Origin of the sequence: Butyricimonas paravirosa (assembly GCF_032878955.1) — a bacterium.
GTDB lineage: Bacteria > Bacteroidota > Bacteroidia > Bacteroidales > Marinifilaceae > Butyricimonas > Butyricimonas paravirosa.
The window spans coordinates 2,000,852-2,026,769 of record NZ_CP043839.1 but is presented as its reverse complement, the minus strand read 5'-3'; the positions used below and the strand labels follow the sequence as shown (position 1 = coordinate 2,026,769).

General features: G+C 43.0%; 23 protein-coding genes. 21 read left to right on the top strand and 2 right to left on the bottom strand.

The features are described from left to right. The first annotated feature begins 94 nt into the window (after nt 1-94). The 17 genes from F1644_RS08540 (at nt 95) to F1644_RS08460 (ending at nt 18,050) form a co-directional block, all read left to right on the top strand. Complete coding sequence (locus tag F1644_RS08540; protein ID WP_118305388.1) at nt 95-454, top strand: hypothetical protein; 360 nt, start codon at nt 95-97, stop codon at nt 452-454. 93 nt (nt 455-547) lie between these two features. Continuing rightward, the gene (locus F1644_RS08535) at nt 548-1,090 is read left to right on the top strand and encodes an RNA polymerase sigma factor (protein WP_118305389.1); all 543 of its coding nucleotides are present in this window, start codon (nt 548-550) and stop codon (nt 1,088-1,090) included. 4 nt (nt 1,091-1,094) lie between these two features. Continuing rightward, complete coding sequence (locus F1644_RS08530; protein WP_118305390.1) at nt 1,095-1,424, top strand: hypothetical protein; 330 nt, start codon at nt 1,095-1,097, stop codon at nt 1,422-1,424. 12 nt (nt 1,425-1,436) lie between these two features. Further along, nucleotides 1,437-1,883, top strand: coding sequence for a hypothetical protein (locus F1644_RS08525; protein WP_118305391.1), 447 nt, complete (start codon nt 1,437-1,439; stop codon nt 1,881-1,883). Between the two features lie 7 nt (nt 1,884-1,890). Continuing rightward, complete coding sequence (locus F1644_RS08520; protein ID WP_118305392.1) at nt 1,891-2,160, top strand: hypothetical protein; 270 nt, start codon at nt 1,891-1,893, stop codon at nt 2,158-2,160. Further along, nucleotides 2,157-2,402 (top strand): SUMF1/EgtB/PvdO family nonheme iron enzyme, encoded by a 246-nt coding sequence (locus F1644_RS08515; protein WP_229782475.1) that lies wholly within the window; start codon nt 2,157-2,159, stop codon nt 2,400-2,402. The genes F1644_RS08520 and F1644_RS08515 overlap by 4 nt, the downstream gene beginning before the upstream one ends. Nucleotides 2,403-2,896: 494 nt before the next feature. Further along, complete coding sequence (locus tag F1644_RS08510; RefSeq protein ID WP_118305393.1) at nt 2,897-3,466, top strand: RNA polymerase sigma factor; 570 nt, start codon at nt 2,897-2,899, stop codon at nt 3,464-3,466. Between the two features lie 70 nt (nt 3,467-3,536). Next, on the top strand, nt 3,537-4,664 hold the full coding sequence (locus F1644_RS08505) for a FecR family protein (protein WP_118305394.1): 1,128 nt from the start codon (nt 3,537-3,539) through the stop codon (nt 4,662-4,664). 150 nt (nt 4,665-4,814) lie between these two features. Further along, on the top strand, nt 4,815-8,231 hold the full coding sequence (locus F1644_RS08500) for a SusC/RagA family TonB-linked outer membrane protein (RefSeq protein WP_158572020.1): 3,417 nt from the start codon (nt 4,815-4,817) through the stop codon (nt 8,229-8,231). Between the two features lie 18 nt (nt 8,232-8,249). Further along, a complete protein-coding gene (locus tag F1644_RS08495; RefSeq protein WP_158572019.1) occupies nt 8,250-9,755 on the top strand; it encodes a RagB/SusD family nutrient uptake outer membrane protein in 1,506 nt (501 codons plus the stop codon). Between the two features lie 24 nt (nt 9,756-9,779). Then, a complete protein-coding gene (locus tag F1644_RS08490) occupies nt 9,780-10,472 on the top strand; it encodes a DUF4843 domain-containing protein (protein ID WP_118305397.1) in 693 nt (230 codons plus the stop codon). A gap of 14 nt (nt 10,473-10,486) precedes the next feature. Further along, entirely contained in the window at nt 10,487-12,064 is a 1,578-nt protein-coding gene (locus F1644_RS08485; protein WP_158572018.1) for a PKD-like family lipoprotein, read from the top strand. A 107-nt stretch (nt 12,065-12,171) separates the two neighbouring features. Then, nucleotides 12,172-14,040: an FG-GAP-like repeat-containing protein gene (locus F1644_RS08480; RefSeq protein WP_118305399.1), complete on the top strand. Its 1,869-nt coding sequence runs from the start codon at nt 12,172-12,174 to the stop codon at nt 14,038-14,040. A gap of 34 nt (nt 14,041-14,074) precedes the next feature. Next, on the top strand, nt 14,075-15,157 hold the full coding sequence (locus F1644_RS08475) for a TlpA family protein disulfide reductase (protein WP_118305400.1): 1,083 nt from the start codon (nt 14,075-14,077) through the stop codon (nt 15,155-15,157). Nucleotides 15,158-15,179: 22 nt separating this feature from the next. Next, a complete protein-coding gene (locus F1644_RS08470) occupies nt 15,180-15,959 on the top strand; it encodes a peroxiredoxin family protein (protein WP_118305401.1) in 780 nt (259 codons plus the stop codon). Nucleotides 15,960-15,985: 26 nt separating this feature from the next. Continuing rightward, nucleotides 15,986-16,984, top strand: a complete 999-nt coding sequence (locus F1644_RS08465) for a DUF4369 domain-containing protein (protein WP_118305402.1) — start codon at nt 15,986-15,988, stop codon at nt 16,982-16,984. A gap of 10 nt (nt 16,985-16,994) precedes the next feature. Next, the gene (locus F1644_RS08460; protein ID WP_158572017.1) at nt 16,995-18,050 is read left to right on the top strand and encodes a TlpA disulfide reductase family protein; all 1,056 of its coding nucleotides are present in this window, start codon (nt 16,995-16,997) and stop codon (nt 18,048-18,050) included. A gap of 69 nt (nt 18,051-18,119) precedes the next feature. On the opposite strand, the gene F1644_RS08455 is transcribed toward F1644_RS08460, so the two are convergent. Together F1644_RS08455 and F1644_RS08450 are read right to left on the bottom strand one after the other, a co-directional pair. Next, nucleotides 18,120-18,536: an acyl-CoA thioesterase gene (locus tag F1644_RS08455; protein WP_118305404.1), complete on the bottom strand. Its 417-nt coding sequence runs from the start codon at nt 18,534-18,536 to the stop codon at nt 18,120-18,122. A 2-nt stretch (nt 18,537-18,538) separates the two neighbouring features. Then, nucleotides 18,539-19,201 (bottom strand): lactate utilization protein, encoded by a 663-nt coding sequence (locus F1644_RS08450; protein WP_229782474.1) that lies wholly within the window; start codon nt 19,199-19,201, stop codon nt 18,539-18,541. A gap of 206 nt (nt 19,202-19,407) precedes the next feature. Here F1644_RS08450 and F1644_RS08445 point away from each other — a divergent pair, with 206 nt between their 5' ends. The 4 genes from F1644_RS08445 to F1644_RS08430 all read left to right on the top strand — a co-directional run bounded on the left by F1644_RS08445 (nt 19,408) and on the right by F1644_RS08430 (nt 25,860). Then, on the top strand, nt 19,408-20,466 hold the full coding sequence (locus F1644_RS08445; RefSeq protein ID WP_118305406.1) for a hypothetical protein: 1,059 nt from the start codon (nt 19,408-19,410) through the stop codon (nt 20,464-20,466). Between the two features lie 126 nt (nt 20,467-20,592). Then, entirely contained in the window at nt 20,593-21,582 is a 990-nt protein-coding gene (rhuM, locus tag F1644_RS08440) for a virulence RhuM family protein (protein ID WP_118305433.1), read from the top strand. A 279-nt stretch (nt 21,583-21,861) separates the two neighbouring features. After that, nucleotides 21,862-25,116: a golvesin C-terminal-like domain-containing protein gene (locus F1644_RS08435; RefSeq protein WP_147344499.1), complete on the top strand. Its 3,255-nt coding sequence runs from the start codon at nt 21,862-21,864 to the stop codon at nt 25,114-25,116. 54 nt (nt 25,117-25,170) lie between these two features. Continuing rightward, nucleotides 25,171-25,860, top strand: a complete 690-nt coding sequence (locus tag F1644_RS08430; RefSeq protein WP_118305409.1) for a hypothetical protein — start codon at nt 25,171-25,173, stop codon at nt 25,858-25,860. The last annotated feature ends 58 nt before the right edge of the window (nt 25,861-25,918 follow it).

Genomic DNA, 25,918 nt, shown 5'->3' with positions numbered 1-25,918 from the left:
TCTTTTTTTCTGGTCTTTTATATAGAACGTCTATTCGAACGAGCTCACGAGAAGGAACGTGGAATATAAATGTATAATGTAATAATAGAAGATTATGAGTACAACAGGAAAATTAAAAATAATGATAGTAACAATAGCTCTAGCTTTGGTTTGTGGAACGGTGAATGCACAACCTCGGCGTTGGTATCATCGTCCGCACAAGGTGGTAACAGTTGTGTCTCGGCCAGCTGTGACCATCCACGTTAGCAATCGTTTTAGCCAAAAGGAACGTTTGGCAATGGTAATTGCCTATTTAGAAACGCATGAATACCTTACAATAAAGAAATATGTCCAAATGACAAAACTTGCAAAAGCGACTGCAGAAACTGAACTTGACGCATTTGCGATGGATAAAAATAAGCCTGTAAAAGTTGTCATAAGAGGAAAAAAGAAGGTCTACATAAAAAATGATTAAAGAATACGTAATCTATGAAGTTTACACATGAAGGCAAAAGTAATCATTGTTTCGCTCTTCTAGAATGTTTAGCTATGGTTAAATCCATGATGTATGGCAGCACAGAATGACAAGAATATAATTTTACTACTGGCGAAAGATCCCGAGAAAGGTTTTCGGTTATTGATGGCGAGATACAAAGAAGCGGTATATTGGCACATTCGTCGAATTGTCGTGTCACACGCTGATGCGCAGGACGCAACACAGGAGACGTTTGTACGTGTATTTCGTTCGTTCTACCAATTCAAAGGCGAATGTGCCTTTACTTCTTGGATTTATCGCATAGCGACGAATGAAGCCTTACGTTTTTTGAGTCGTTACCGAGATGGACGGGTTTCATTGGATAACGCTAATGAAGAAATAAACGAGATGATGGCTGACGATTATGTGGATTACAGCGATTTGGAAACGGTTAAACTACAGAAAGCTATTTTAGCATTACCTACCAAACAACAACTGGCTTTCAATTTGCGATATTATAACGAATTAGGATATGATGAAATAGCTGAAATTCTAGGCTCCACGCCTGATAATGTAAAGTCAAATTATCATATTGCGAAAGAGAAGATAATAAAGTATATGCACTTAAACAATTAGAAATATGGAAGAAAGATTTGATTTCAACCGTATGGGAAAGCGTATGCCATACACTGCTCCCGAGGGCTTTTTGACCGAAATTGAAAAGAATGTATGGGAAATTGTGAAAAGCGAAGTGATGCCTAAATCGAAACATAATTATCGCCTTTTGTACACTGTTTTAGGTGGTGTAATTGCTGCAAGTGTAGCTATATTAATTGTTTTTAGTTTAATTTCTGACAGTCCTGCTACTAGCGATTTTGCGAAGATTGAACAGGCTTTCTCGGATTTGAGTAGTATGGACCAAGCATATTTACTTACGGTCTTTCAAAATGACTTGTTTATAAACGAATAAAAGGAATAAATCATGAAAAGTTTTTTAAGAATTATTTTACTGACAGTGACGATGGCAACTTTCTGTGTAAGTACTTATGCCCAAAAAAGTGATAGGCAGCGTATGACACGTGAACAATTGGCAGAATTTCAAGCTGAATATATAGCAAAGGAGTTGGAGATGGATGATATGACTACCCAACAATTTATCAAGACCTTCTGCCAATTCCAGAAAGATATTTGGGCGCTCGGTCCTCGTCCCAAGAAAGATATTTCAACTTGTACGGACGAAGAAGCAGAACAAGCCATAAAAGAGCGATTCGCCCATAGCCAAAAGATACTCAACTTGCGGCAGAAGTATTATGAGGAATATAGCAAGTTCTTGTCACAAAAGCAAATTGGGCGTGTATATGAATTGGAAAGGAAGATGATGGATCATCTGTTCCATCGCTCTCAAAAGGAAAAATCTCAAAAAAAATGATTTGATTATGAAGAAAATGTTGGAAACTTCCCGTTTGTGTTGTATTTCATTTTTCTTGCTGTCTGCGATGTTTGCATGTCAAGATGACGAAAATGTTGAATTTTCTGGCGAGCAAGGACTGGATCCCGTCCATGAAAGTCTTACTGCAATCATTTCTGATGGACTTCATGATAATTGGAGTGAAGGTGATCCTGTGGAAGAAATGCAGAGTATTGTAGATGAGATGGTTGAAAAATCGAGAGATTCGATTGGAACAACAATTCTTGAGACTTATTGACCCTCGAATTGACGACGGTGGATGCTTACAGTCAGACGACTGGTGCTTGTGGTGGTATCGATTTCTGGGGTAATTGTTGGGAATGGACTTTGTCAACCGATGCAAGTGGTTCGTATATCGTGAAAGGAGGTAGTTGGGATTCTGAGCGTGATGATTACCGTAGCGAGAAATCGGATGTCGTGAGAACGGGTACCCAAGGCTATGTCAATGTCGGTTTCAGAGTGGTACGGGTTGAGCCTTGAAAAAATTGTAAGCGAACTGATAAACTGATTATTAATTGGAATGCCAAAAAGGTGCAGTTCACTATCAAGTGTACTGCACTTTTTTATGTGATCCAAGAATGATGATTTAAAAATTGTTACATCTCTGTCTTTATAGAAGAGTTAGTTGGCAACATTGCTCAACAAATTGTTGAAATCTGCATGGTTGCTAAATCGTTTAAAACCTAAAATAAAATGATCAACAAGTTAGAATCGGGGATAGGGTTTAGATAAGGAAATGCCAGCCTTCTCCTAGGGTTATGATACCTCTCGGACGTTTCAAGTCGCTGACAAAAACGTTATCCTGTCGCCATGTGGCGAGGGTATGGTGGGGAAGAAACGGGAGGGGAGCGATCGAGAGGTAGGTAAACCCTAGTATAACAATAGGATTGGGATAGAAATACTTGCCTCTAGTTGATTTTTGTTTTTTAATCCTTATTTTTGCGAGAAATATATGTGATTTTATCCATCTGACTATGGCCGTTGATTATGATATGAATTCGTCTGTGCTTATCGATGATTTTAATCGACGGGATAATCATGCTTTTGAATATATTTTTCTGCATCTATATGATGCTTTGTATCGATTCAGTTCAAAATTGTACGTGGGTACGGAAGTGGTTCCCGATGATGTCGTGCAGGATGTTTTTATGAACGTTTTAAAGTCTCGTATTTCTTTTGAATCGCTGGAGCATTTGAAGGCCTATCTTTATTTGAGTGTGAAAAATTCGTACAGACGTTATTGGTCTCATCAGCGACATGTGGAGAATTATGTGCAGCATATCAAGCACTTGAGCGAGGAAGAGATGGAGTCGGAGGTTGTGACCTCTGAGGTTATCGCCTATCTGAGTCAGGCTGTTGAGGTCTTGCCGGAAGAATATGCTGCGGTATTGCGGATGTACATAGAGGGTTATTCGCCCGCGGAGATTTCGGAACGGTTGGGAATAGCCCTTAGTACGGTCTATAAGCGCAAGGATAAGGCGGTGGAGGATTTGAAAAAAAGGCTTTCTTCAAATATGCTGGATTTGTTTTTATCTTTTTTATAGAATTTTTACACGTTCTCGGTAGAAAATCGGGTTGTTCAAGTATATATAGTACAGAAACAATCGGAAAGATATGAAGAATACGAGTACTGAAGAACGGGAATTACATACCGCACAAAATATAATAAATGCAGGGACGGGCCAGTCGGCAGACGTGGAGCAAATGTGTGAATGGTTCGAAAAACATCCGAAAGCGAGGAATCTATTAACGGATGCCAAACTGTTGGCAGGAGAGATTGCAGCGATAGATCCGGAACGGAAGAAGCGTAATCTTGTCCGCCTCAGAACTCGGGTACGTGGTTACAAGCGGGCGAGGATGGTTCGATGGACGACGATTTCCGTGGCGACATCTGCCGCGATGGTTTTGTTGTGTTTCGGAATTTTTGAATATGCAGGCGTGGTTCAGCCTGAACCGGAATTGCTGATAGCAAGCGTACCTGTTGTGAAAGATAGTGTGCCGACGTTGATATTTGCCTCCGGAGAGAAGATGGACATGACGGAATATGCGGTGAATAAAAAAGTGATTGATGTGGTTCACGTGGCAGCACGGGCAACGGATGAGACTTCTTCCGTTCTTAACGTGTATAAGGTGCCGAGAATGTTCACGAGCCGTTTGGCTTTACCGGATAGCACGATCGTGTACTTGAATTCGGATTCGGAATTGTCGTTTCCTTCCCGGTTCTCGGATTCCGTTCGGGCGGTGTCTGTTCGGGGAGAGGCTTATTTTGAGGTCCGGCATGGTGAGGTCCCGTTTGTTGTTCGGGCGAATGATGCAGAAATAAAGGTGTACGGGACAAAATTTAACGTCAGGGCTTACACGGAAAAACGGGTTGCGGCAGTATTGGTGGAAGGAAGTATCGGGGTTGAATACCGGGGGTGTAACGTGATGATGCGTCCTAACGAGTTGTGCCGGGTGGATAATATAAATGGAGACATAAGTACCGAACGGGTAGATGTGAGTAAGTATATCGCGTGGACGGAAGGTATGTTTATGTTTGAACGTGACCGTCTGCAAGACATCGTGTCGGAGCTTTCCCGCTGGTACGGGATCGAGATTGTCGTGGAGGGCCAAACGTTACAGAACAGTACAATTACGGCATTTTTTGAGAGAAGTGTCTCGATCGATGAAATTATGACAACTATCGAGCAAACTATAAATGTAAAAATCACTAAAGAAGAAGGGAGGTACGTGATCCGGTAGAGAGGCTGTAAATAAAAAGGGGGATCTTCGTTTTGTAGCAATCCGAAATCCCCGCTGGTTCAAAATTTATCCATCATTACACGAGGTCAGAGGTGTGTTATGAGGGAGTAATTCAATAAAAATACTAGACACAAATTTATGGGAAATTTTATGAAAAAACTAACACGGACGCATAAATCTTTGTTTTTGCGTATGCTGTCGATACTATTGACGTGTATCGCGGTGATTTCTGTAAGCCCGTCAGGGGCTTTCGGTCAGGCGGTGGAGAAGAGAATCACGATCGATTTAAAAAACACTTCCGTCCGGCAAATTATTTACGAGTTGCGTAAGCAAAGCGGTATGAATTTCATGTTCGAGGATTCTCAGATTGATAAGATGGCGCCTAGGACATTGCAGTTGAAAAACGTTTCTATTGAAAAGGCGTTGGACGAGTTGCTGAAGGACACGGAGTACACGTACAAGATCACGGGAAATAGTGTGGCGATTGTGCGTAAGGTGGAGAACAAGCAAGTGGAGGGACATACCGTGTCGGGTGTGGTTACGGACAAGAATGGTGATCCTCTGGTTGGGGTAACTATTGTTATCAAAGGGACTTACCGGGGAACGACGACGAATATAGATGGGAAATATTCTTTGGCGGGAATCCCGGCTGATGCCACGTTGATTTTTACTTTTATCGGGATGGATAGTCAGGAGGTTGCGATTGAGGGACGCTCGGAGATTGATGTCCGGATGAAGGAGACATCCACGGAGATCGAGGGAGTGGTGGTAACGGGTATGTTTACCCGGAGAGCGGAGAGTTTCACGGGGTCGGCAACGACGTTTAAACGGGAGGCTATTTTACGTGCGGGGAATCAGAACTTGTTGAAGAGTTTGAAGAATCTGGACCCTGCTTTTCAAATTATGGAAAATTTGGAGTTCGGTAGTGACCCGAATCGTCTGCCGAATGTCCAGTTGCGCGGGCAGACTTCTTTTTCCAATTTGCAGGGGGATTACGAGGGGAACCCGAATCAACCGTTGTTTATTCTCGATGGTTTCGAGACAACGATCGAGAAAGTGTTCGATCTGGATATGAATCGTGTGGCCAGTGTCACCTTGTTGAAGGATGCGGCGGCAAAGGCGATCTACGGTTCGAAAGCGGGTAACGGGGTTGTCGTGATCGAGACGATTCGCCCGAAAGCCGGGGAACTTCGCGTGTATTATTCCGGAGATTTTGGTATTGAAGCTCCCGATTTGACGGGGTATGATTTGATGAATGCGGCAGAAAAACTGGCTTACGAGGTACAGATTGGTATGTACGGTCCTAACACGGCTCCCGGAGTGATTACGGCGTATGACTCGTACAAGAAAGTGTACGATGATGTGCAGCGCGGGGTGGACACTTACTGGCTTAGTAAACCGTTACGCGTCGGGTTCAGTAACAAGCATTCCTTGACTCTGGAAGGTGGTGACGAGCGGATGCGCTACCAGTTGGGTGTGTCCTACAATAACGTGGCCGGAGTTATGAAGGGTTCGGAACGTAACACGTTGAACGCGAATACGACGCTTTCTTACACGTATAAAAATTTTCTTTTCCGGAACACGATAGAATTTACTCGTAACTGGTCAAAGAATTCACCTTACGGTTCGTTTTCCGAGTACACGTCACTGAATCCTTACTGGGCTCCTTATGATGAGAACGGTAATTTGATTAAAACGTTCAAGGTACATACCGGTTACGGGGAAGGAAGTAATTTCGAACAGGAGGTGTATAACCCGCTGTATAACGCCACGTTGAATACGAAGGATGAAACGGCATACACGGAGATTCGGGATAATTTCTCGATGGATTGGAGTATCAGTAAGGCTTTTCGTGCCGTGGGAAGTTTTTCTTTCACTCGTCAGGAGTCAGGATCGGATGTGTTTTACCCGGCCAGTCACACGAAGTTTGCCAAGTATGATGAAAATGGCATGAGTGACCGCAAGGGGGAATACACGAAAGGAGATGGTTCAAGTCAAACGGTATCCGTGCAGGCGGGACTTAATTTTAACAAGACGTTCGGGGAGCATTTGCTTTTCGCCAATGTGACTTGGAATATGTCAACAGCCCGCACGATTTCGACAACAACCGTGGCGGAGGGATTTGGTAATGACTATATGGATGATATTTCTTTCGCGACAAAGTATCAGAAGGACGGAAGTCCGTCAGGTAGTAATAGCCGATCCCGGGAAATCGGTGTTATCGGGGCTATAAATTACTCGTTCGCTGATCGGTATCTGTTTGACGCTTCGCTTCGCAAAAGTGCATCATCTGTTTATGGAAGTGATAGTCACTGGGGGACTTTCTGGTCTTTGGGTGCCGGATGGAACGTGCATCACGAGAAGTTTCTGGAAGGTAATGCCTGGATCAAACAGTTTAAGTTACGTGCATCCATGGGATATACCGGGACGCAAAATGTTGACCCGTCTCAGTCTCGCGCTCGTTACGAGTATTATGATTACGTGTATGGTGATAAGATCGGGGCTCAACTGGTGGCCTTGCCTAATGACAAGTTAAAGTGGCAGCGGAATATGGATTACAATTTGGGAGTGGATGTTACGCTAAAGCGTTTCTTGACGTTGCGTGCCGATTATTACATTCAGCGGACGGATGATTTGCTTTCCAATATTTCGCTCCCGCCTTCTACGGGGTTCCTTACTTACACGGAAAATTTGGGAAAAATTGAAAATCGGGGGTATGAATTGGCTGTTTCCGTGACTCCGTGGCGTGATGATGAACGGCAGGCATACGTGACCCTTTCTGCGACGGCGTTACATAACAAAAATAAGATCAAGAAGATTTACGATATTTTCAAGAATAGTAATGACGAGCAAAATTCATCGCTTGATGGTAGTTATGATTATAATGACGGGCAGCCCGGGGACACGGAAGTGTTGGAAAAGTATTTGAATAAATTCACGAAACCAGCCACACTTTATTACGAGGGATGTTCCATGACTGCAATATGGGGAGTCCGTTCGTTGGGAATCGATCCGGCCACGGGGCAGGAGATGTTCTTGACGAAGGACGGGAGGAGTACCTATACTTGGAGTTCTGCCGATCAGGTGGTTATCGGTGACACCTCTCCGAAGATGAGCGGGACGCTTAATTTGAATGCCGGCTACAAGGGTTTCACGTTCTCTGCATCTTGTAGCTATAAATTCGGGGGAGATTTGTATAATTCGGAGCTGGTGGCTCGTATGGAGAACATTAACGGCCAGTCGAATCTTGACCGCCGCTTGTTTAAGGCATGGCAGAAGGTGGGAGACGTGGCCCCGTATAAAGTGACCGTGATTTCGTCAGGGTCAACGAACTACACTAAACCAACTTCCCGTTTCGTGCAAAAGAATAATGAACTTTATATTTCTTCTGTAAACGTGGGGTATGATTTTGCCGGGGCTGCCTGGTTGAAGAAGATTGCCTTGGAACGTTTGAAGGTTTCATTCTACATGAATGAGTTATTGCGTTTGTCAAGTATTGACATTGAACGTGGTACATCTTACCCGTTTGCCCGGAATTTCTCGTTCTCATTACAAGCTACTTTTTAACTGTTAAACGACAAGATGATGAAAAGAATAAAAATATTACTGGTTGCGGGCATCCTTTTCTCTTTGCTCACGGGGTGTGAGGATTGGTTGGATGTGAATGCCTCTTCACAGTTGGACCGGAATGATTTGTTTAAATCTGAGAATGGCTACGGGGAGGCGCTTACCGGGGTGTATGCCAAGATGTGTGATAAGTCGCTTTACGGGCGAGAGCTGACATTTGATATCGTGGATATGTTGGCCGGGTACTATAATATTCAAATGTATAATCATATTAATTGGTATGAGTATAGTTATGCCGATCCGACGAATTCTTTTGCGGTGAGTTATTGTGCGGGGTATATTGAAAATTTCTGGAATAATATTTATGCCCAGATCGCAAATATTAATTCCCTGTTGGAGACGATTGACGGGAATAAGGGTGTTTTTTCCGATGATAATTACAATTTGATCAAGGGGGAGGCTCTCGGTTTAAGGGCGTATCTGCATTTTGATTTGTTGCGTTTGTTTGCCGAGGCGTATTCTACGGGGAAGGACAAGGAGGCGATTCCTTATGTCACGAAACTAACCTCTTCGGTGACTCCTTTGTTCACGCAGGAGGATGCGATCACGATGATTCTTGAGGATTTGAAGAATGCCAAGATGTTACTGGCTAATGATCCGATGCATTTAGGTACGAGCCCGGCTAGTTGTCTGGCGTCGTTACCTTCCGGAGCGTATTTGTCTTCGGATAAGATTCAAAGTTGGCATAATCGGCGTTTCCGTTTCAATTATTACGCGGCTGTTGCGACAATGGCAAGGGTATATCTCTGGAAAGGAGACCGGGAAAATGCTTTGCTTTGTGCCGGGGAGGTTATCGCCGATCAGGACTCCAGGTTTCCGTGGGTGTTGAAGGCGAATTTGAGTAATATCGGTAATACCAGTAACGAGTATTACCGGAATCAGGATCGTTCGTATGCCACGGAACATATTTTTGCTTTGAATGTCACGGACTTGGAGGATTGTATGGATAGTTATATTTTTGACGGGGAGATCGGGATGAAAAATTCGATGGAAGGGTTAGAAATAACCACAGATGAACGTTCTCAAGTATATGAAAATTATTCTGCCGATATTCGTTATCAGTACGGTTTTGCCGAGTATGGGAATAAGTATCTGATTTCTAAATTTTACCAGAATTCGGTGACGGCCCGTTATTTTCAAGAGCGGGTTCCTTTGATCCGGTTGTCCGAGATGTACTATATCGCTGCCGAATGTGCTGCGACAACCTCGGAAGGGGTAGATTATCTGGAAAAAGTGCGTACCAATCGGGGGTTACTTAGCTATCCTTTAAGTAAGAGTATGTCTGCAAGTGAGTTGGAGGCGGAGATTCGTAAAGAGTATAAGAAGGAGTTTTGGGGTGAAGGGCAGCTATGGTATTACTATAAGAGAAAGTCGTACATGGATTTTTCTTCATACATGACGAACGTTGATTTCTTCACGTTTGATCGTCCGGATGTGGAGGAGTCGAATGCTGGAAGAGAGTAATGTGTAATCTAAACGTGGAAGAACATGAAAAATATACTATATTTTACGATAGGTTTTTTATTGATAATGACCGCTTGTTCAAAGAGTGAAATTGATACTTGGGATGCCCGGCCGCGGGTCTGGTTTACGAATTCGAATGATACTACGCTATTTTCTTTTTATACGCAGCCGGAAGGAACCACGGAGAGCGTGGTTGAAGTGCCGATTTCCATGGCGGGAAGAGTGGCTGACGAGGATCGTACGGTTACGGTCAAGGATTTAGGAAGTAGTCCCTTTAATCCGGGATCAAGATACGAGATTGTCTCTGCGGTAATTCCGGCAGGAGAGGTAACCGGAACGTTACAAGTGAAGGTGTATAAAACGGAAAATTTGGAAGAGGCAAGTGATACGCTGAATTTTGAGATTTATGGTTCCGAGGTGTTTGAAGTTGGTTTGTCTGACTATCTGCACCATGCGATAATAATTTCTAGTTCTTTAGCCAAGCCATCGTGGTGGGATTCTACTGCCGATCGGTATGTCGGTTATTATTCCGAGAAAAAACTGGAAATTATTTATACCGTGCTTGGATCTGACGAGATATTTAGTAGTGCGAGTAGTTGGTGGAGTGATGATGTGCAAATTGCTATTTATCAATTGAATCAGTATTGCAAGAAAAATAATATTAAATATCATCCGGACGATGAGGACGTGATCACGTTTGATTTTTGGAGTAACTAAAATAGTTGATGATTATGAAAAATATATATATCGTATTGCTGGTAGCGATAGCCTTGTTTAGTTGTTACGATGACAAGGGAAATGATGATTATAAGGAGCTTGAAGAGGTCGAGGTGGTGTTACCCGACGAGACTTATAATCGGTCTTTCGGGGAAAAATTACAGATTACTCCGACGGTTACTACTTCTATTCCAGAAAACGATTTGATGTTTGATTGGGAATTTTATGGGAGTTTAGGGAATTGGTGGAGTAAATATGTTTCCGTGTATCAAGGGAAGGTGATGGATTTTACTTGTGTGCAGGATGATACGTTACTTAAAAATGACGGGACATATAAATTACGGTTGAACGTGACACAACAAAGTACCGGACGGCATTTTTATTCCAATGTTGTTTCTGTGAATTTGGTCAGCCAGGTTAGCCAACTAGGGGCATTAGTCCTTCATGGTGACGGAACGTCAAGTGATATGGGTGTGATTGTTGCCGAGGAGTTCCAACTTACAGCGAGTTCGTCTTCGATCGTGGCCCAGGTTTTTCCGAACTGTTATTCCAATGCGAATGGCGGGGAGAGGATTGCGGGTAAGGGGGTGTGGAACGTGCAGGTGTATCCTTCTTATGGTAGTGATGCGCCTGATAATATTGTTCTCATTGCGGTAACAGACCAAGGTTCTGCTGTTGTCAATAGTAAAACATTTTCTCGAATTGGAGAGTGGAATGATTTGTTTTATAAAGGGTTGAATGACGGGGTCCCACAGGCTTGCTGGAATGATGATTACAACGTGTACGCTTTTGACGGGGGTGATATTTTCCAGAAATCGTACGGGAAGTCTACTTTTACAATTCCATCTCTTTCGGGAGATGAGTATGGTTATGAGTTGTATCCTTTGTTATACAGGTCGTCCGGTTCGTCTTCCATACAAGGAGTGTTGTTTGATCAGAAGAGTCGTGGTTTTATAGCTATTGGGCAGATTTATGATTTTACCCGGTTGGCGCCTATTGATGTGAATTCCGATGAAGAGGAAACTGTTTCCGCACCTTTTAATCCGGCTAATATGCAGGCTGATTTGATTCATATGGATGAGGGAGGGGCTAGTGGTCGGGTTTTGGCTGTCATGAAGAGGGATAACGGGGAGTATTTTATGGCAGAACTTGATTTCAAGGCATCCGGTTATTCCAAGGTTCCCAAGTATATTTACGAGCTGAATCATTTGGATGACGTGAAGAATGGAGAGGTGATTGACTGGGCTTTTGGAAGTTCTTATATTAACATGTGCTATTATGCAACGGCAGATGGTGTGTACCGTTTCTCGGCAGATGCGGGAAAAACCGTGACACCGGAGGCATTAATGACCGTGGACAATACACGGATTCAGTTTGACGGAACGATTACGTTGATGAAGATTTTAAAGCCCGTGGTGGGCAAAGGGTATTATTTGTCGAACGTGGAGATGGTTGTGGGAACGTATGGCGGGACTGCCGGGTCCGGGAAGCTTTATAGCATGGAGATTGATCCTTTTTCCGGACGTGTGCAGACGATGAATACCTACACGGGATTCGATCAGATATATGATGTGAGTATCAAAGGGTGGTAGAGTAAGATATGTTTTTAGAAGATGTACAATACGACCGAAAGGTCGTATATGTACTCTTCATGTGCAAAATTTACGGTATCACCAGTTTTTAATTAATCTTTTTGTATATGAAAAAGCTATTATCTTTTGCCATGTTTGTCATGGCGTTTGTACAGTTGCCGGGACAGGAGATCCCAGAGATAAAGGTTCCCACGCATGATTCGTTGCAATGGCATGTGCGTACGACAAACTTTCCAGTTATGAAAGAGTTGTATTTCGAACCGATAGCCGGAGCCCCGATTCTGAGCCAGCCACAACGTATTGATGGCGGGGAGTGGGAAATCAGGACGGAGGAACACGGGATGATTTATCCCACGCTTTATGATTGGAATAAAGACGGCAAGCCGGATTTGTTGTTAGGGGAGTTTTTAACCGGGGAATCCAGGATAAAAGTGTACCTGAACGAGGGAACAAAGAAGAAACCCAAATTTTCGGGGAAATGGTTTTATGCTACTGACGTGAATGGTAACGTGATGTCCAATTATCAATGGTGTTGTATCGGGATTCACCCGCAAGTGGTTGATATTGATGGGGACGGGTACGAGGATATTATTTCCGGGCAGTATGATCCCGGTGTAATTTCTTTGTGGAGAGGGAGTGCGAATGGATTTTTGCCTCGTGAAGAAATCCCTCAGTTGGGGTACCAGCCCGGTAAGCAATTTGTCAGTTTCAATGAGCCGTGTTGGTCGGTAGAATCCCGTGATTACTGGGTGTATAGTTCGGCCCGTTTGGCAGATTTTAACGGGGATGGTTTACTGGATTTGTTTGTTGCCGGAGGTGGAGGTTTCCGGGTGGCGTTGAATATCGGAACAAAAGAACAGCCTAAATTCGGGCGTAGGGAGTTTCTTTGTCATGTGGATGGCTCTATCTTGTGTACACGAGATCATAACGAGGTGGTTGCCACGGGAGAAAACTTTAATGCCGTGAATGCCAGTGGAGCTGGTGATTTTCATACTTATCTTAATCCGGTGGATTGGGATGGGGATGGAGTGCTGGATATTATTGCCACGGATTCGTATGGAGATGCGAGTAGCTGGGGAGTGTATTTTTTTCGAGGAGTGGAAACGGATGACGGGTTACGTTTTGAACGCCCTCGCCCTTTATTTATGGCGAAAGACGGATCGAAGGCTTTGCCGGGTTGCGCCCCGCAGGTACAGGTTGTTGATTATAACGGGGATGGAGTGAATGATTTGATTATCGGGCTTTCCATCGAGACAATTAACGGTTTCGAGGGGGCCGAGGATGTTTACTGGCGTTGGTTGAGTGATATGCGGATTCAATTTCCGGGTAAAGATACCGGAGAGTCTCTTTATTTCGAAGGGGGAGTAGAATGGATGGAGAAACATTTGAAAGAGGATTATAAGAATTATAAAGGATTTTATTTAGGTAATCTGGATGATTGGAAATATCTGACATTGAGGCATCGAGGTTATCCTTTCATTTTACTGGGAAAAGAGAATCCGCAGAAGGCGGTTGCCATTAGACAACATGCGGCTCCCCGCCATTTTGAGTATGATAAGCCCGCGGCTAAAAAGTATGAACTGCCCCAAATCGATAAAAAGCCGGTAACGTGTCGGGGGCGGGTGATGAAAGATAAAGAAGGGTATTACGCAACTATTTATATGGAGACGACGGGGACATATCATCTTTACACGGCGGCGGCAGTTAATATGAATGAACCCGTGAAGATTGAATTCGAGTTACCGGAGGGTGTGACTCTGAAGGGCGACTTGGAAACACCGCCAACCATCGTGAAGGGGGGAAGTGAAATTTATGACGGTAAGGTACTTGAGTTTGTACAAAAGTTGAACGTGTCCCCGGATTTGAAGGGCGTGCTGGATGTTAAAATTAAAGTTTCCTACCAGAGTTGTGATGACGATCATTGCTTGCCGCCGACGGAAGTCGAGATTGTCGAGAAGTTGGATCTAGGAGAATAGTGTCGGGGGAAGATAATTCTTAATATGTAGAGATATGAAAAAGTTTATAATACTTGCTTTTACAATTTTGTTGGGAGGGACGGTTGGTTATGCCCAAGATTACGAACGTTTGGATAAATTTCTCCGTGAATATGGTTCAAACTGGCGACATGGTTATCAGGAACAGGCTGCGGATGGACAGGTGAAGACCGTGAATCAGTTGGGAATGCCTGCACCCCGTTATTCTTTTAGCAAAGAGTTGAATAGTAAAAAGCTAAAGGGTAAATTCGTGATTATGAATTTCTGGTCGACTTGGTGCGGGGGATGTCGGGCTTTGTGTCAGGATCTTGATTCGATCATGGTGAAAGGTAGTGATGAGTATCGGGATGTGCAAATTATTGGTGTGAATTACAAGGAAAATTTGGTAGACAAAGGTTATAAAGCAAGAGAATGGTGGGAACAGAAGGCATTCGGTTATCCTACGACAGACGATAATAAGGGGGTGGAAGAGTTCAGTACGGCCGTGCATGCAGGGCATCCGACTATGATGTTGATTGATGACCGGGGTATTATTCGCGGACGTTGGGATGCGTGGTCTCCCGGTACGGCGGCTAATGCGGCACTTGCCGTGTGGGTTTTGAAAATTGTTCCCCAGCAAGGGGTGACACTTGATTTGGATCTTGCTCGTCAGTATATGAAAGAGAAAAATTATTTGCGGGTGCTTTATATCCTTGAAGGATTGCCTGAAACGGATGAGACGAGGTTGATGAAACTGGAGGCCCTGTTGCATGAATCGTCTTATCAGGCCGGAATTTTTATTGGTAAGTTGATGGAGAATGCCAAGGAACAGGCAAATTACGGGATGTTATTGGGAATCGCCCAGATCGTGGAACGTACCGAGGTGTATTCGAGCTTTTGTAAAATTGGACTGGAGGCAGTCTCTCTTCATAATCGGCAGAGTAAAAGAGCGGATGACGATAGCTGGATTTTGGAATATAAGTTAAAGTTCCGGTATGGGAAACAAATGCAGATGGAGGCCGAGCGGGCTATTGATGAACGAATCCGTATATACGGTGAAGATAAAAGTAATAAAGATGAGTTGAGCGTATGGGAACAGGCCCGGAAGGAGTTGAAATGAAATAACATTAAGATTGAAATTTATGAAACAATTATTGTTGATGATTTTGTTGGGGCTGGCCGTAACTGCCACAGCTCAGAGCGTGGCGGAAAAAGCACGAGAGGATAAGGCTGTCCGGGAGATCGAGGCTCTTTACGCGGCAAGTACTCCGAGAGTATTGCGGGGAGATGCCGTATTTATTGATAAAATGCGGGCTGTTATAGAGAAAGGTAACGAGGGGTCGTTGTACGTGGCAGATAAGTACAGCACTTTTGCATACGTGGTGGGTTTGAAAGATTGTATTGAAGAGGTGTTGGTCGGGATGCCTGTTGCATTGAAGAGGACGGAGGAAGGAATGAGAGTGCAAGACAGGTGTTATCGTATGCATTTGCTGAAAGTGGGTGAGCGTGTCCCGGATTTTACACTTTCTACTCCTGACGGGAAGGAGGTGAATTTTTATCGTTTTGTCAAAGATAAGAAATGCGTGATTCTTGATTTTTGGGCATCGTGGTGTTCGTGGTGTCGTAAGGAAAGCCCGAATGTAAAAGAGGTTTATGACAAGTATCGGAACAAGGGTGTAGATGTGATCAGCGTGTCGTTTGACACGGACCGGGAGCGTTGGGTGAAGGCTATCGAGGAAGACGGAACTCCGTGGACCCAAGTGTCTGATCTCAAAGGTACGGATAAAGGGTATCTCTATGGCTGGTACGGGTTGAAAGGTATCCCGGCTATTTATTTGATAGATTCCGAGGGGCGAATCATTGTCGAAAACATGAGGGGTGAGGTTATTATGAATAGCGTGAAGAAATACCTTGGTGAATAATGAATTGTGTGTAAATAGAAATAAATATGAATAATTTTATCAGAATTGTGTTGGGTATCATGTTTTTATCCTGTGGTAGGGAAGCATCATTTACGGTTACCGGAGACGTGGAGGGACTGGACGATGTGATGGTTTATTTTGAGCTGGGAGCGCGTCAGGTGGACAGCGTGAAAGCTGTTGGCGGGCATTTTGAATACAAGGGAAATACCCTGGAGGCCCCGGAATACATCACGGTAAGAAGTGGAAATAATCAATGGGGAGGGCGTTTCTGGGCGGAGAATTCGAGGATAAAGATTACGGGTTCAGCAACGGGTAGTTGTGAGATTACCGGTTCGCGGACGGAGGATGAGTACCAACTTTATCGGGAACATATGAAACCTGTCTGGATGGCGAAAGAGGCTGCGAATTCCATGGAAGATAGCGTGTTCATGGAGTTTGCCCGTCGGTATCCCAGAAGTCAGGTGAGTTTGAATCATGTTTATAATTGTCGCCTTCTTCATAAATATTCTTTTCCCCGGTTGAACGTGTTATTCCAATGTTTGGATACTACCGCTTTTAAGGGACGTCAGTGGAATACTTTTATGGAGGTGTATAATATCGATCGGAAATTGCAACCGGGTTGTACATTCCCTGCTTTTAGTTTTCCTGACGTGTTCGACACATCCTTGTCGCTTGCTGATTATAAGGGACGTTATTTACTGGTTACGATAGGTTCAGCCGGGTTGGATGAATACGAGGACGGTTTATTGTCCCGGAAAGAGTTGTATGACCAATACGCGGATAAGGAATTTACAATGGTGGATATTCTCTTGGAACGAAACAAAGAAAAGATGATTAAAGTGATCGCGAACTATGGTATCAAGTGGGACCTTGTTTCTGATTGTAAATATTGGGATTGCTATATTGTCCGGGAATGGGGAATCGATCATATCTGCCAGAATTTTTTGTTGGATCGGGAAGGAAAAATTATTGCCCGTAATCTTTCTTTAGGAGATTTGAAAAAGACGATGAACGATTTAAAATAATAACTGAATGATGAGAAAGATCGTAATTTTATTTATCCTTGTTTTTGTGACAACAGGGATGTTTGCTCAAAAAGTGATGTCATTAAGCGGCGAGGGAAGCACGCTGAAGGAAGGAGAGAAATTGTATTTGTATGCCGGTAGTAATTATCCGAGTGATTCTACTTATGTGAAGGATGGGAAGTTCCGATTTTCACTGAAAGGTATGCAAGCCAGAGAATGTTCTTTGGTGAGGGGGAATGATGAAAAACAAGCGAATATGCTTGTTTATTTAGATAACTGTGATACCTATATAAAAATAGGAGCAGGTACGTATGAGAGTTTTCATAACACGTTTATGGAGGCAGAGGTTCTGGGAAATCCGACTCATGTGAAGGTGCAGGAGGTGAATGATCTTATATTTAGAAATACGGATCATACTAAAGATCCCATGCAATCTCCGGAGTTTGTTGCCAAGTTGAAAGAGGCTTGCTCGCGGGCAGATATGTCTTCGGCATATATACTTGGAAAGTATTGTTCTATTGCCTCTGGTCTGGGATTTATGTCGGACGTGAAACGGTGTTATGAGAATTTATCCGATGACGTGAAGTCATCTGTTCCCGGGGAAAATTTGAGGGAAGGAGTGGAAAAGTATGTCTCCCTGTCTGTCGGATTTGAGGCCAAGGATTTTACATTGGATAATGTGGACGGAAAAGCTATCGGTATGAAACAATATTTGAAAGGGAAGAAATTAGTCCTTCTCGATTTTTGGGCCTCATGGTGTGGACCGTGCCGTAAAGAAGGGGAAAATATTAAAGCTATTTATCAAGATTTTCATGATCAGGGGTTCGATGTGTTGGGAATTTCTTTGGATAGTAAGAAAGAGGCGTGGTTGAAAGGTATTCAAGAGGAGGGGTATAAATGGGAGCAAGTGAGCGATTTGCTGGGGTTCAAATCTCCCGTGTGTAAGGCGTACGATGTTAACGGTATTCCTGCTTTGTTTTTGCTGGACGGAGATGGGAAAGTGATTGGCAAAAATTTGCGGGGTGATGATTTGAGAAAAAAGGTGGCGGAGTATCTGAATAGATAATGAATTTAAAATCCGTGAAAAGAGTGTGTGACAAAATGACTTTTGCCGCACGCTCTTTTATTCGTGTTCTTATTCTTGTTTCTTTTCAACTTTGTTGATGAAGATGGTTTCGAATAGTTCCCCACGGGTAAGTTTACCGTTTTGCAGGCAAATGGCCTCGATTCTTCCTTTGGCACATAGAATGTTTTCGGGGAGCTTGTAGATGTCCTCGAAGAACACCAGTTTGATACCTTCTCTTTGGTAGGCAACTTGAACGACAAAGCGGTCGCTGCCGCGAAGGGAGTGTTTGTAGGAAATGTCGATGCGGGAGACCATCACGTCGATGCCTTGGTCGTGCAGGGCGGAAAAGCTGGTTCCGGTGGTTTCCAAGAATTCGTGACGGGCGTGTTCCATGTAGTGTTGATAGTTGGAATTATTGACCACGCCTTGCAGGTCACATTCGTAGTCCCGTACTTTCATCTCTATTTCAAATGCGTAATCTTTCATGGTTATAAGCCTAATGATTCGTTGATAAGGATAATTTTGATCCGTTTTTTGGGGTGTGATTTTTCCGTGATGGTCCACGTGTTGCACAGGCGGTCGGCACTTTGACAATTCATGCAGGTCCTTGTTGTTTGACAAGGGGTATGCAAGTGAGGGTGGCGGATGGCGTTGAGTGGGGCGGCTGTTGTGCGAATACGCTCCATGGCTTGCTCGATGTTGTCCGTGATCTTGTTGGTGCCGATGAACAGGACGACATGTTCCGGCCCGAAGGTGATGCCCGCAACTCGGTTGCCAACCATGTCCACGTTGACGAGTTGCCCTTGGCGGGTGAGGGCGTTGGTCCCCGTGACGAATAAATCGGCGAGGAGGGCTTGGCGGCGCCAGTATGTTTTCTGGGCCCGGCTGTAACCGTCTTGGAAAGTCCGGATGAGAATACATTCCGGTCGTTGCTCGATCTCGGAAAGGATTCCCGTGGCTTTCATCGTTTCGGAGTCTCCCCATGAAATAGTGGTTGGTTTTATCTTGTCAAAAATTTCTTGGAAGAAAATGTCTCTAGCCTCTTGCCGGTTGTTGGCGAAGTAAACTTCGAAATGGTTCCTTTCCAGGGCTTTTATGGTTTGATCGATAATTGCTTGTTCCATATTCCATAGTTTCTGTTCGAGGAGCAAAGATACAGATAAAAAATGAGAGAACGAGCCGGGAGGTTCAGAAAGCTACAAGTAAATGGCGGCTGTTGATGTGTAAATAAATTGTTGTAAATATAGCTATTGTTCGATGTTTTAGATTAATTTTGTGTGTGGGCGGGATGATTGTCCGGGGATACAGCTGTCCGAGATTTACCATCCGTGTGTGTACAATTCTAAAACGATATATTATGAGGAATAGATTACGATACACTATTTATGGTTTTATCTTGGCGTTTGTTTTATCGGCATGTGGAGGGCCGTTGGATAAATCGGTGACGGAGTCGTTGACTCCGGAAGAATCGGACGAAGTTGGACAAAAGTTCCCCGATTTTGTTGGGGTTTACGAGCGATTTATTTTTCCCGAAGTTCGTAAATGGGATGATCATTCGCTTTACAAACAAAAGTTGAAAAAGCTTACTTACGGGGATTTCATGGAGTTTTATAATTTGGTGTATCACCATGATTGGAAGGAGCAATTAAGTCGTGAATGGGAAGAGAGATTTGACTTAGAGCGGATTACCCGTCAACTTGACGGGATGGTTGATTCTCTTATTACGTATTGGGATAATTACATAGCGGAAAACGCTCCTTCAACCTACGTGTCTGTCGAGTTGTTGGAGATAAAAAAGACGGTTTGGGATGATCCGGAGTGGAATATAAGAAAGTTGGATGCTACGGCCCAGCTAAAGGTGGTGCCATTGCGGGGAACGATTGATAAAATGTCCGGGGAGTTTACTTTGTACCGGACGGATAAAACTGATGCTGATACTTACACGTTGGCAGAACATCTCGGTTCCGGTAAGATCGAGATTGAAACTCCTTTTGATGTTCCGATTGTGGTTGAATGCAAACTCTCGGTTTCCAGTAGTTGGTTTGCTCCTTGGTATGATTATGTCTGTGATACTCCTGCCGATGTCCTGACAAGGAAATGTAAGCTCCACACGGGGCATCCGGAGTTGATGGTTAAAGGGAAGAAAGTTCGTATGCCGGACTTGTGGGATGCGAAACCTTCTTATTTGGAAAGGTATAAGGATGCCAGAAGCAAGGGAGATACTTCTTCTTCGGACTATAAATTGTACCGGGAACAATTTATAAAGGAACATATAGACAAGGAGTATATGGATCGGTTGCCGTATATCGAGAAACGTGAACTTCAGATGTTGTACGAGCATAACCCGCTGGCATTCTCTCTCTTTTACTCGGATGCAGCCACGCAAGAGCTTTTGATGGAATGGGGGTGGAAATAGTTGACGAGATCATTGAAAAGAGATTATTTTGTCGATGATCGTGTGGCTTTTAGGAATAATCAATATCTTTACATGAAGTATCAAGTTCGTGCCGTTGGCATGAAACAGAACTACGATAAAGTGCTTATGGAACCAAAGAATGAAATTATTATATACCAGTCACAGGATGGCTCGATAAAAGTCGACGTGTTATTCTCGGAAGAAACAGTTTGGCTGACGATTGACCAGATGGCCTCTCTATTTGGGAAATCTCGGTCAACAATAAATGAGCATATCTTGAATGCGTATAATGAGGGAGAATTGGATGAGGACAAGACAAAGAGAAAAATCGGAATTTCCGATTTTTCTACCAAACCTACTAATTATTACAATCTAGATGTTATCATTTCGGTCGGTTACAGGGTGAAGTCTTTACAAGGTACGCAGTTTCGTATTTGGGCAACACAGCGTTTACGGGATTATATCATTAAGGGGTTTGCTTTAAACGACGAGCGCTTCAAGAGTGGGTCGTCCATGAATTATTTCCGGGAATTACTGGATCGGATTCGAGAGATCCGTTTATCGGAACGTTTATTTTATCAACAGATTAAAGATATTTATGCCACGAGTGTCGATTATGACCCGTCAGATGAAATGACCTTTGCCTTTTACAAGGAGGTACAAAATAAACTTCTTTGGGCAGTTAGCGGGAAAACTGCGGCGGAACTTGTTTACTACCGGGCAAATGCCTCTTTACCGCAAATGGGGTTGACGTCAACCTCTTTGCCGAATAAGGTTAGTAAAACAGATGTGGAAATTGGCAAAAACTATCTGACGGAAGAAGAAATCGGATTATTAAAATTAATCGTGGAGCAATTCCTTGCATACGCCGAGACGCAGGCCATGCAACACAAAGTGATGTATATGCGGGACTGGATTGAAAAGTTAAAACAGGTGCTGACCATGAATGATAAAAATATATTGGAACATGCCGGGTCGATTTCTCATAAACTCGCAATGCAAAAAGCTGCTGACGAATATGATAAATACAAGGTGGCACAAAAGCAGTTGGAGCATTTGGAGAGTATCAAAGAGCTGGAGCAGGACATACAGAAACTACGTGAGAATAAAAAATAGCTTGTTATTTCTTGTCAATCCGTTGAATATAAATGATTTCTTGTCTGATACGGGGGGGTAGAAAGTAACGTTCGCTACCCTGTTTTTTGATATGGTCATGTTCACGGGTTATCTTTAACTGGAGGAAGTGTCGGGACTTCGCGTGATGGAAATATAATATTTTACCGTTATTTTGTTTTTGATAAACATTCTTCATACATTTGAGTTGTAAATATTGCGATATAGCATGTATTTATTTAATTTGAAAAAGCAATGATCGGCGTCGAGTTTTTATATGAAATGAAGAGGATATTTAGGAATAATATATTTAGGCTATTTATATTATTCTCGGTGGTGGGAGTGATCACGATGCAATACACGTGGATTAATCTTACTATGCTTCACTTGCCTCACATCAGGTTGTACGATTGTTGGATACCTTGGAGTTATAAAGGGTTACCTTTTGCAATGCCTTTTATGAATGCTTTCCTGTTCAATTTTGTTCAGGTGGTGTTTGTTATATTTATATGCAGTAATGATCTTTGCGTTAGGAGCCGGGAAACGGTAGAGGCTTTATATGTTAGACCCGTGAGTAATGTGAAGATCGTGATGGGACGAAATGCGGGAAAACTGGTTGCGGTGACTTTGTTGAATTTCCTTTCCATGGGGGGCGCCTTGTTTTTCAACATCCTGTATAGTGGTTACGCTTTTAATGGATCGCTGTATTTGTTTTATTGGCTGACGTTGACTTTCCCGACCCTTGTGTTTATTCTGGGGTTGTCAAATTGGTTGGGTCAGGTGGTAAAACATCAAGGATTGTTTATTTTACTCGTCTTGTCGATCGTGGGGGCGGGAATATTATTTCTGGCTACTCGTTTAGAGGGGTTTTTGGACCCGTTTGCCAGGGAAATTCCTAACGTGTTTTCAGATATTACGGGACACGCGGGCATCGTTAATTATTTGCTGCAACGCATAACCATTTTTTTGATCGGGATTGTATTTATTTTTTTGACTGTGGGTTTCTATCCCCGCTTGGATAACTCGGTAAATACACGTAAAAAGACAGGGGTGTTGGTCGGCGGGCTTTTGCTCGTTTTGATGATCCCGGTCGTGACTTTTATAAACCGTCATGATGCTAGGTGGGAACAACAAGCGTTTTGTAAATCGTTGCAGGATCGTTATGGAGGTGTTTTGGTGGATCATGTCGTGTCCCAGCGGATCGTGTTGCAGGAAGAAACGCACGGTTTTCATGCTGAAAGCTGGATGCGAATAACGAGGTTAACCTCTTCCGATAGTTCTCTCGTGTTGTTTTTGAACCCGGGGCTTGAAGTTGATGCATTGGAACAAGACGGTATCCCGGTAACGTACTCGCGGACGGGACAAGTGTTAGTCACGGATTTGCATCTGGTCGAGAAGGACACGGTGAATCTTCACGTGACTTATCACGGGCATATCGATGGTTCCGTGGTCTGTTCTGATTTGCCGAGGGAAAGCCGGGGGCGTGAGCTAAGCAAGCGTTTGGGAGGAATGTACCGTTCGGGTACCCGGACCGTGCTTGATCTTGAGAATTACAAGTCATATTCTCCCGCGAGCCTGTGGTATCCCACGTGTGTCATCCCTTCCACTTCATTCTTGCAAGTGAAGGATTTTACCTGTTATTCATTAACCGTGCGGCACAGGGAGGGTGCGACGGTTATTTCACAGGGAATACCGGAAGAGCTAAAAAATGATGAAACGATTTTTCATCACGCCCATGCTTTACCGGGAATCAATCTATGTATTGGAAATTATAATTGTAGAACGATCCGTGTTGATTCTATTCGTTATAACGTGTACTATTTCCCGGGGCATGAATATTTTTTTGAAAGGTTTGGCAAGGTGGATGACAATGTTCTCGTGGAACGAATAAGGGAAATAAAACAGGATATAGAATATCATAAAGGAAATCTTAGTGGTGCCGTGGTCTGGGGCGGGGAGAAGCGTGATCGAAAATATGATCGTGTTGAACGTTATCCTTATGAATGGTTGTATTTGGTAGAAACGCCTATTTCTCTTTATTTCTTCCTGGGGGATCAGGGGGAGGGGGAGAGAGAATCCTGTGGTCTCGTGTCCCTCCCGGAAAATTTGCTTACGAGTTTCTTTTGGGGGTATGAAGAGCAAGAATGTCGGGAGGATGATTCCGATCTCGTGTTTTGTTCGTTCTTGGGGGATCAGGAGTGCGGGTTGTTGGCTAGTGGACCTTGTAGTGTTAGTTCCGCGCTGAGAGGAAACACGTGTTTCATAGCTTCCGGCAAGTATCCGTTTATTCATGAAACGATGTCTCGTGTGTGTAAGGATATAGAATCATTACTTACGTTTACCTTGGATGATAACAGGAAAGTGAACGTGATTAATTACTTGTCAAAACATAGTTTGCAAAACGCCATCGAGAGCAAGCTTCCTTCATCTCTTTTGAACGATATTTTTATCATGAAAACCGCCGAACTGAAAGCATTAATTGCTTTGCAGGTAGATTTAAATGAATTTGAAATGTTTTATCGTGACTTTTTGTTGCGTCATTTGTTTGAAGAGGTGCAATTAAGTGCTTTTGAACAAGAAGTAAAAGATAGTTTGGGGTTGGAGTTGGCTCCTATCTTGGAAAAGTGGTATAAGTCCGATCGATTGGCTTCTTTTGTTGTAAAGGAATGTAAAGTATGTGCGATTTATCATGATATTTTTTACTCTTTTAAAATATTCAATCAAGGGGAAGGTGATGGAGTTATTATAACCGGTGACAATCAAGCTTGGCATATCGAGGCTGGTGCTGCCGTGGAAATAATGTCTCGTAAACGTATGAGGAGACCTGATTATTTGTTCATGCCCCTCGCGTGTAATTTACCTGATGTGTTGTCTTTAAAAAGAGACAACACATTACCTTATTTAGACACGCTTGCTAAAACCATCGAGATGGATCCTCGGGAGTTTGCACTAGATTCGACTGAAATAATTGTTGATAACGAGGATCCGGGATTTCGAATCGTGAAAAATGACTTATTGGAGAAGATATTTCCATTTAAGAATAAAGGAACGGGGAAAAAATACGGGAGTGTCAGTAGATCTGGTCGTTGGGAGTTATTGATTGATAAGAAATATTTTGGGAATCCAATAAAGAGCGCTCTTGTTATTGGAATAGGAGAAGGAAAACACCGGGTTGAATGGCATACCTCCTTGCCTGATGATGGAGAATACGAGGTGCTTTATTACTACTTTCCGGGAAAAGAGTATCATAGTAATAAATTTGCAGATAAAGAGTCTCGTAGTCATGAATTTGTAGATAATAAAAGATATTTTATTGTCGATGATGGCGTTTTTGAACATAAACTGGAAGTGGAGCTGGATCCGGATGGTGGAGAATGGATTTCTCTTGGCGTATTTCATTTCCCAAAAGGGCGAGATGTTAAAGTGGTTTTAAGTGATGAGGGAGACATAAATAGATATGTACGCTATGCTTATTTGGGACTAAGCTCTCCAAAGGTCGTGGCTGACGCGGTCAAATGGAAAAAATGTGATAAGTGACGGAGTATCCAAGGAAGAAGTACAATACTTTTTTATCATTAAAAATCGAAGATTATGAAAATTGTTAATTATTTATTATCCTGCTTGATTGCATTGGTTATATGCAGTTGTCAGAAAAACGAAATGGTTGATTCCACGATTGGAAACGATTTGCCTCAAGTTTTGGCGGAACTTTCGGAAGAATATGGCGTGCAGATCACGGAAAGTGTCAGCCGGGCTGAAAATGCAGAAATCTTGTCATTGGATGAAATTAAGGACAGATTGAACTTTTTCAAAGCATTGTCCCGAGATACGATTTGGTTTAAGAATAGTACAACGGATCAAAATGCTCTTTTGGAAACAAGTACGCGTTCTTTGCCTTTTCAAGATTTAACATATTATGCCACAGAGTATATTACTACACCTGAAGGAGTAAATGATTTTGAGGATCATTTTCCTGAGAGTTATATTAACGTTAGGGTTGAGTTAACAACTCAGTTTTCTCAAATGCGTTTTAAACTAAAACTTTCATCGATAAATTCTACTTATGTTGATTATACGGATTTAGTCCGGAATTATTTGGTATATCACGATTATACAGGTTTCTATGACCTTGACGGAGCTATTAGGATTATTTATTACTATCAATCTCTTGAAACAGGAAATACTTATCGGATTACGGGGAAATATGCTATTAAAGGTAGTATAAATGTTAGTAGTTATGAACTGATATATATAAGTTTTAGTTATACGGATCCTTGGTGATCTGATTAAAATACATTCTTTCTTGGATACTTTTATTTCCTGATTTTGTATTTATAAT

Coding starts and splice junctions, on each gene's coding strand:
- F1644_RS08540 (WP_118305388.1), top strand. CDS start 95: ATGAGTACAACAGGAAAATTAAAAATAATGATAGTAACAATAGCTCTA.
- F1644_RS08535 (WP_118305389.1), top strand. CDS start 548: ATGGCAGCACAGAATGACAAGAATATAATTTTACTACTGGCGAAAGAT.
- F1644_RS08530 (WP_118305390.1), top strand. CDS start 1,095: ATGGAAGAAAGATTTGATTTCAACCGTATGGGAAAGCGTATGCCATAC.
- F1644_RS08525 (WP_118305391.1), top strand. CDS start 1,437: ATGAAAAGTTTTTTAAGAATTATTTTACTGACAGTGACGATGGCAACT.
- F1644_RS08520 (WP_118305392.1), top strand. CDS start 1,891: ATGAAGAAAATGTTGGAAACTTCCCGTTTGTGTTGTATTTCATTTTTC.
- F1644_RS08510 (WP_118305393.1), top strand. CDS start 2,897: ATGGCCGTTGATTATGATATGAATTCGTCTGTGCTTATCGATGATTTT.
- F1644_RS08505 (WP_118305394.1), top strand. CDS start 3,537: ATGAAGAATACGAGTACTGAAGAACGGGAATTACATACCGCACAAAAT.
- F1644_RS08500 (WP_158572020.1), top strand. CDS start 4,815: ATGAAAAAACTAACACGGACGCATAAATCTTTGTTTTTGCGTATGCTG.
- F1644_RS08495 (WP_158572019.1), top strand. CDS start 8,250: ATGAAAAGAATAAAAATATTACTGGTTGCGGGCATCCTTTTCTCTTTG.
- F1644_RS08490 (WP_118305397.1), top strand. CDS start 9,780: ATGAAAAATATACTATATTTTACGATAGGTTTTTTATTGATAATGACC.
- F1644_RS08485 (WP_158572018.1), top strand. CDS start 10,487: ATGAAAAATATATATATCGTATTGCTGGTAGCGATAGCCTTGTTTAGT.
- F1644_RS08480 (WP_118305399.1), top strand. CDS start 12,172: ATGAAAAAGCTATTATCTTTTGCCATGTTTGTCATGGCGTTTGTACAG.
- F1644_RS08475 (WP_118305400.1), top strand. CDS start 14,075: ATGAAAAAGTTTATAATACTTGCTTTTACAATTTTGTTGGGAGGGACG.
- F1644_RS08470 (WP_118305401.1), top strand. CDS start 15,180: ATGAAACAATTATTGTTGATGATTTTGTTGGGGCTGGCCGTAACTGCC.
- F1644_RS08465 (WP_118305402.1), top strand. CDS start 15,986: ATGAATAATTTTATCAGAATTGTGTTGGGTATCATGTTTTTATCCTGT.
- F1644_RS08460 (WP_158572017.1), top strand. CDS start 16,995: ATGAGAAAGATCGTAATTTTATTTATCCTTGTTTTTGTGACAACAGGG.
- F1644_RS08455 (WP_118305404.1), bottom strand. CDS start 18,536: ATGAAAGATTACGCATTTGAAATAGAGATGAAAGTACGGGACTACGAA.
- F1644_RS08445 (WP_118305406.1), top strand. CDS start 19,408: ATGAGGAATAGATTACGATACACTATTTATGGTTTTATCTTGGCGTTT.
- rhuM (WP_118305433.1), top strand. CDS start 20,593: ATGGAACCAAAGAATGAAATTATTATATACCAGTCACAGGATGGCTCG.
- F1644_RS08435 (WP_147344499.1), top strand. CDS start 21,862: ATGAAGAGGATATTTAGGAATAATATATTTAGGCTATTTATATTATTC.
- F1644_RS08430 (WP_118305409.1), top strand. CDS start 25,171: ATGAAAATTGTTAATTATTTATTATCCTGCTTGATTGCATTGGTTATA.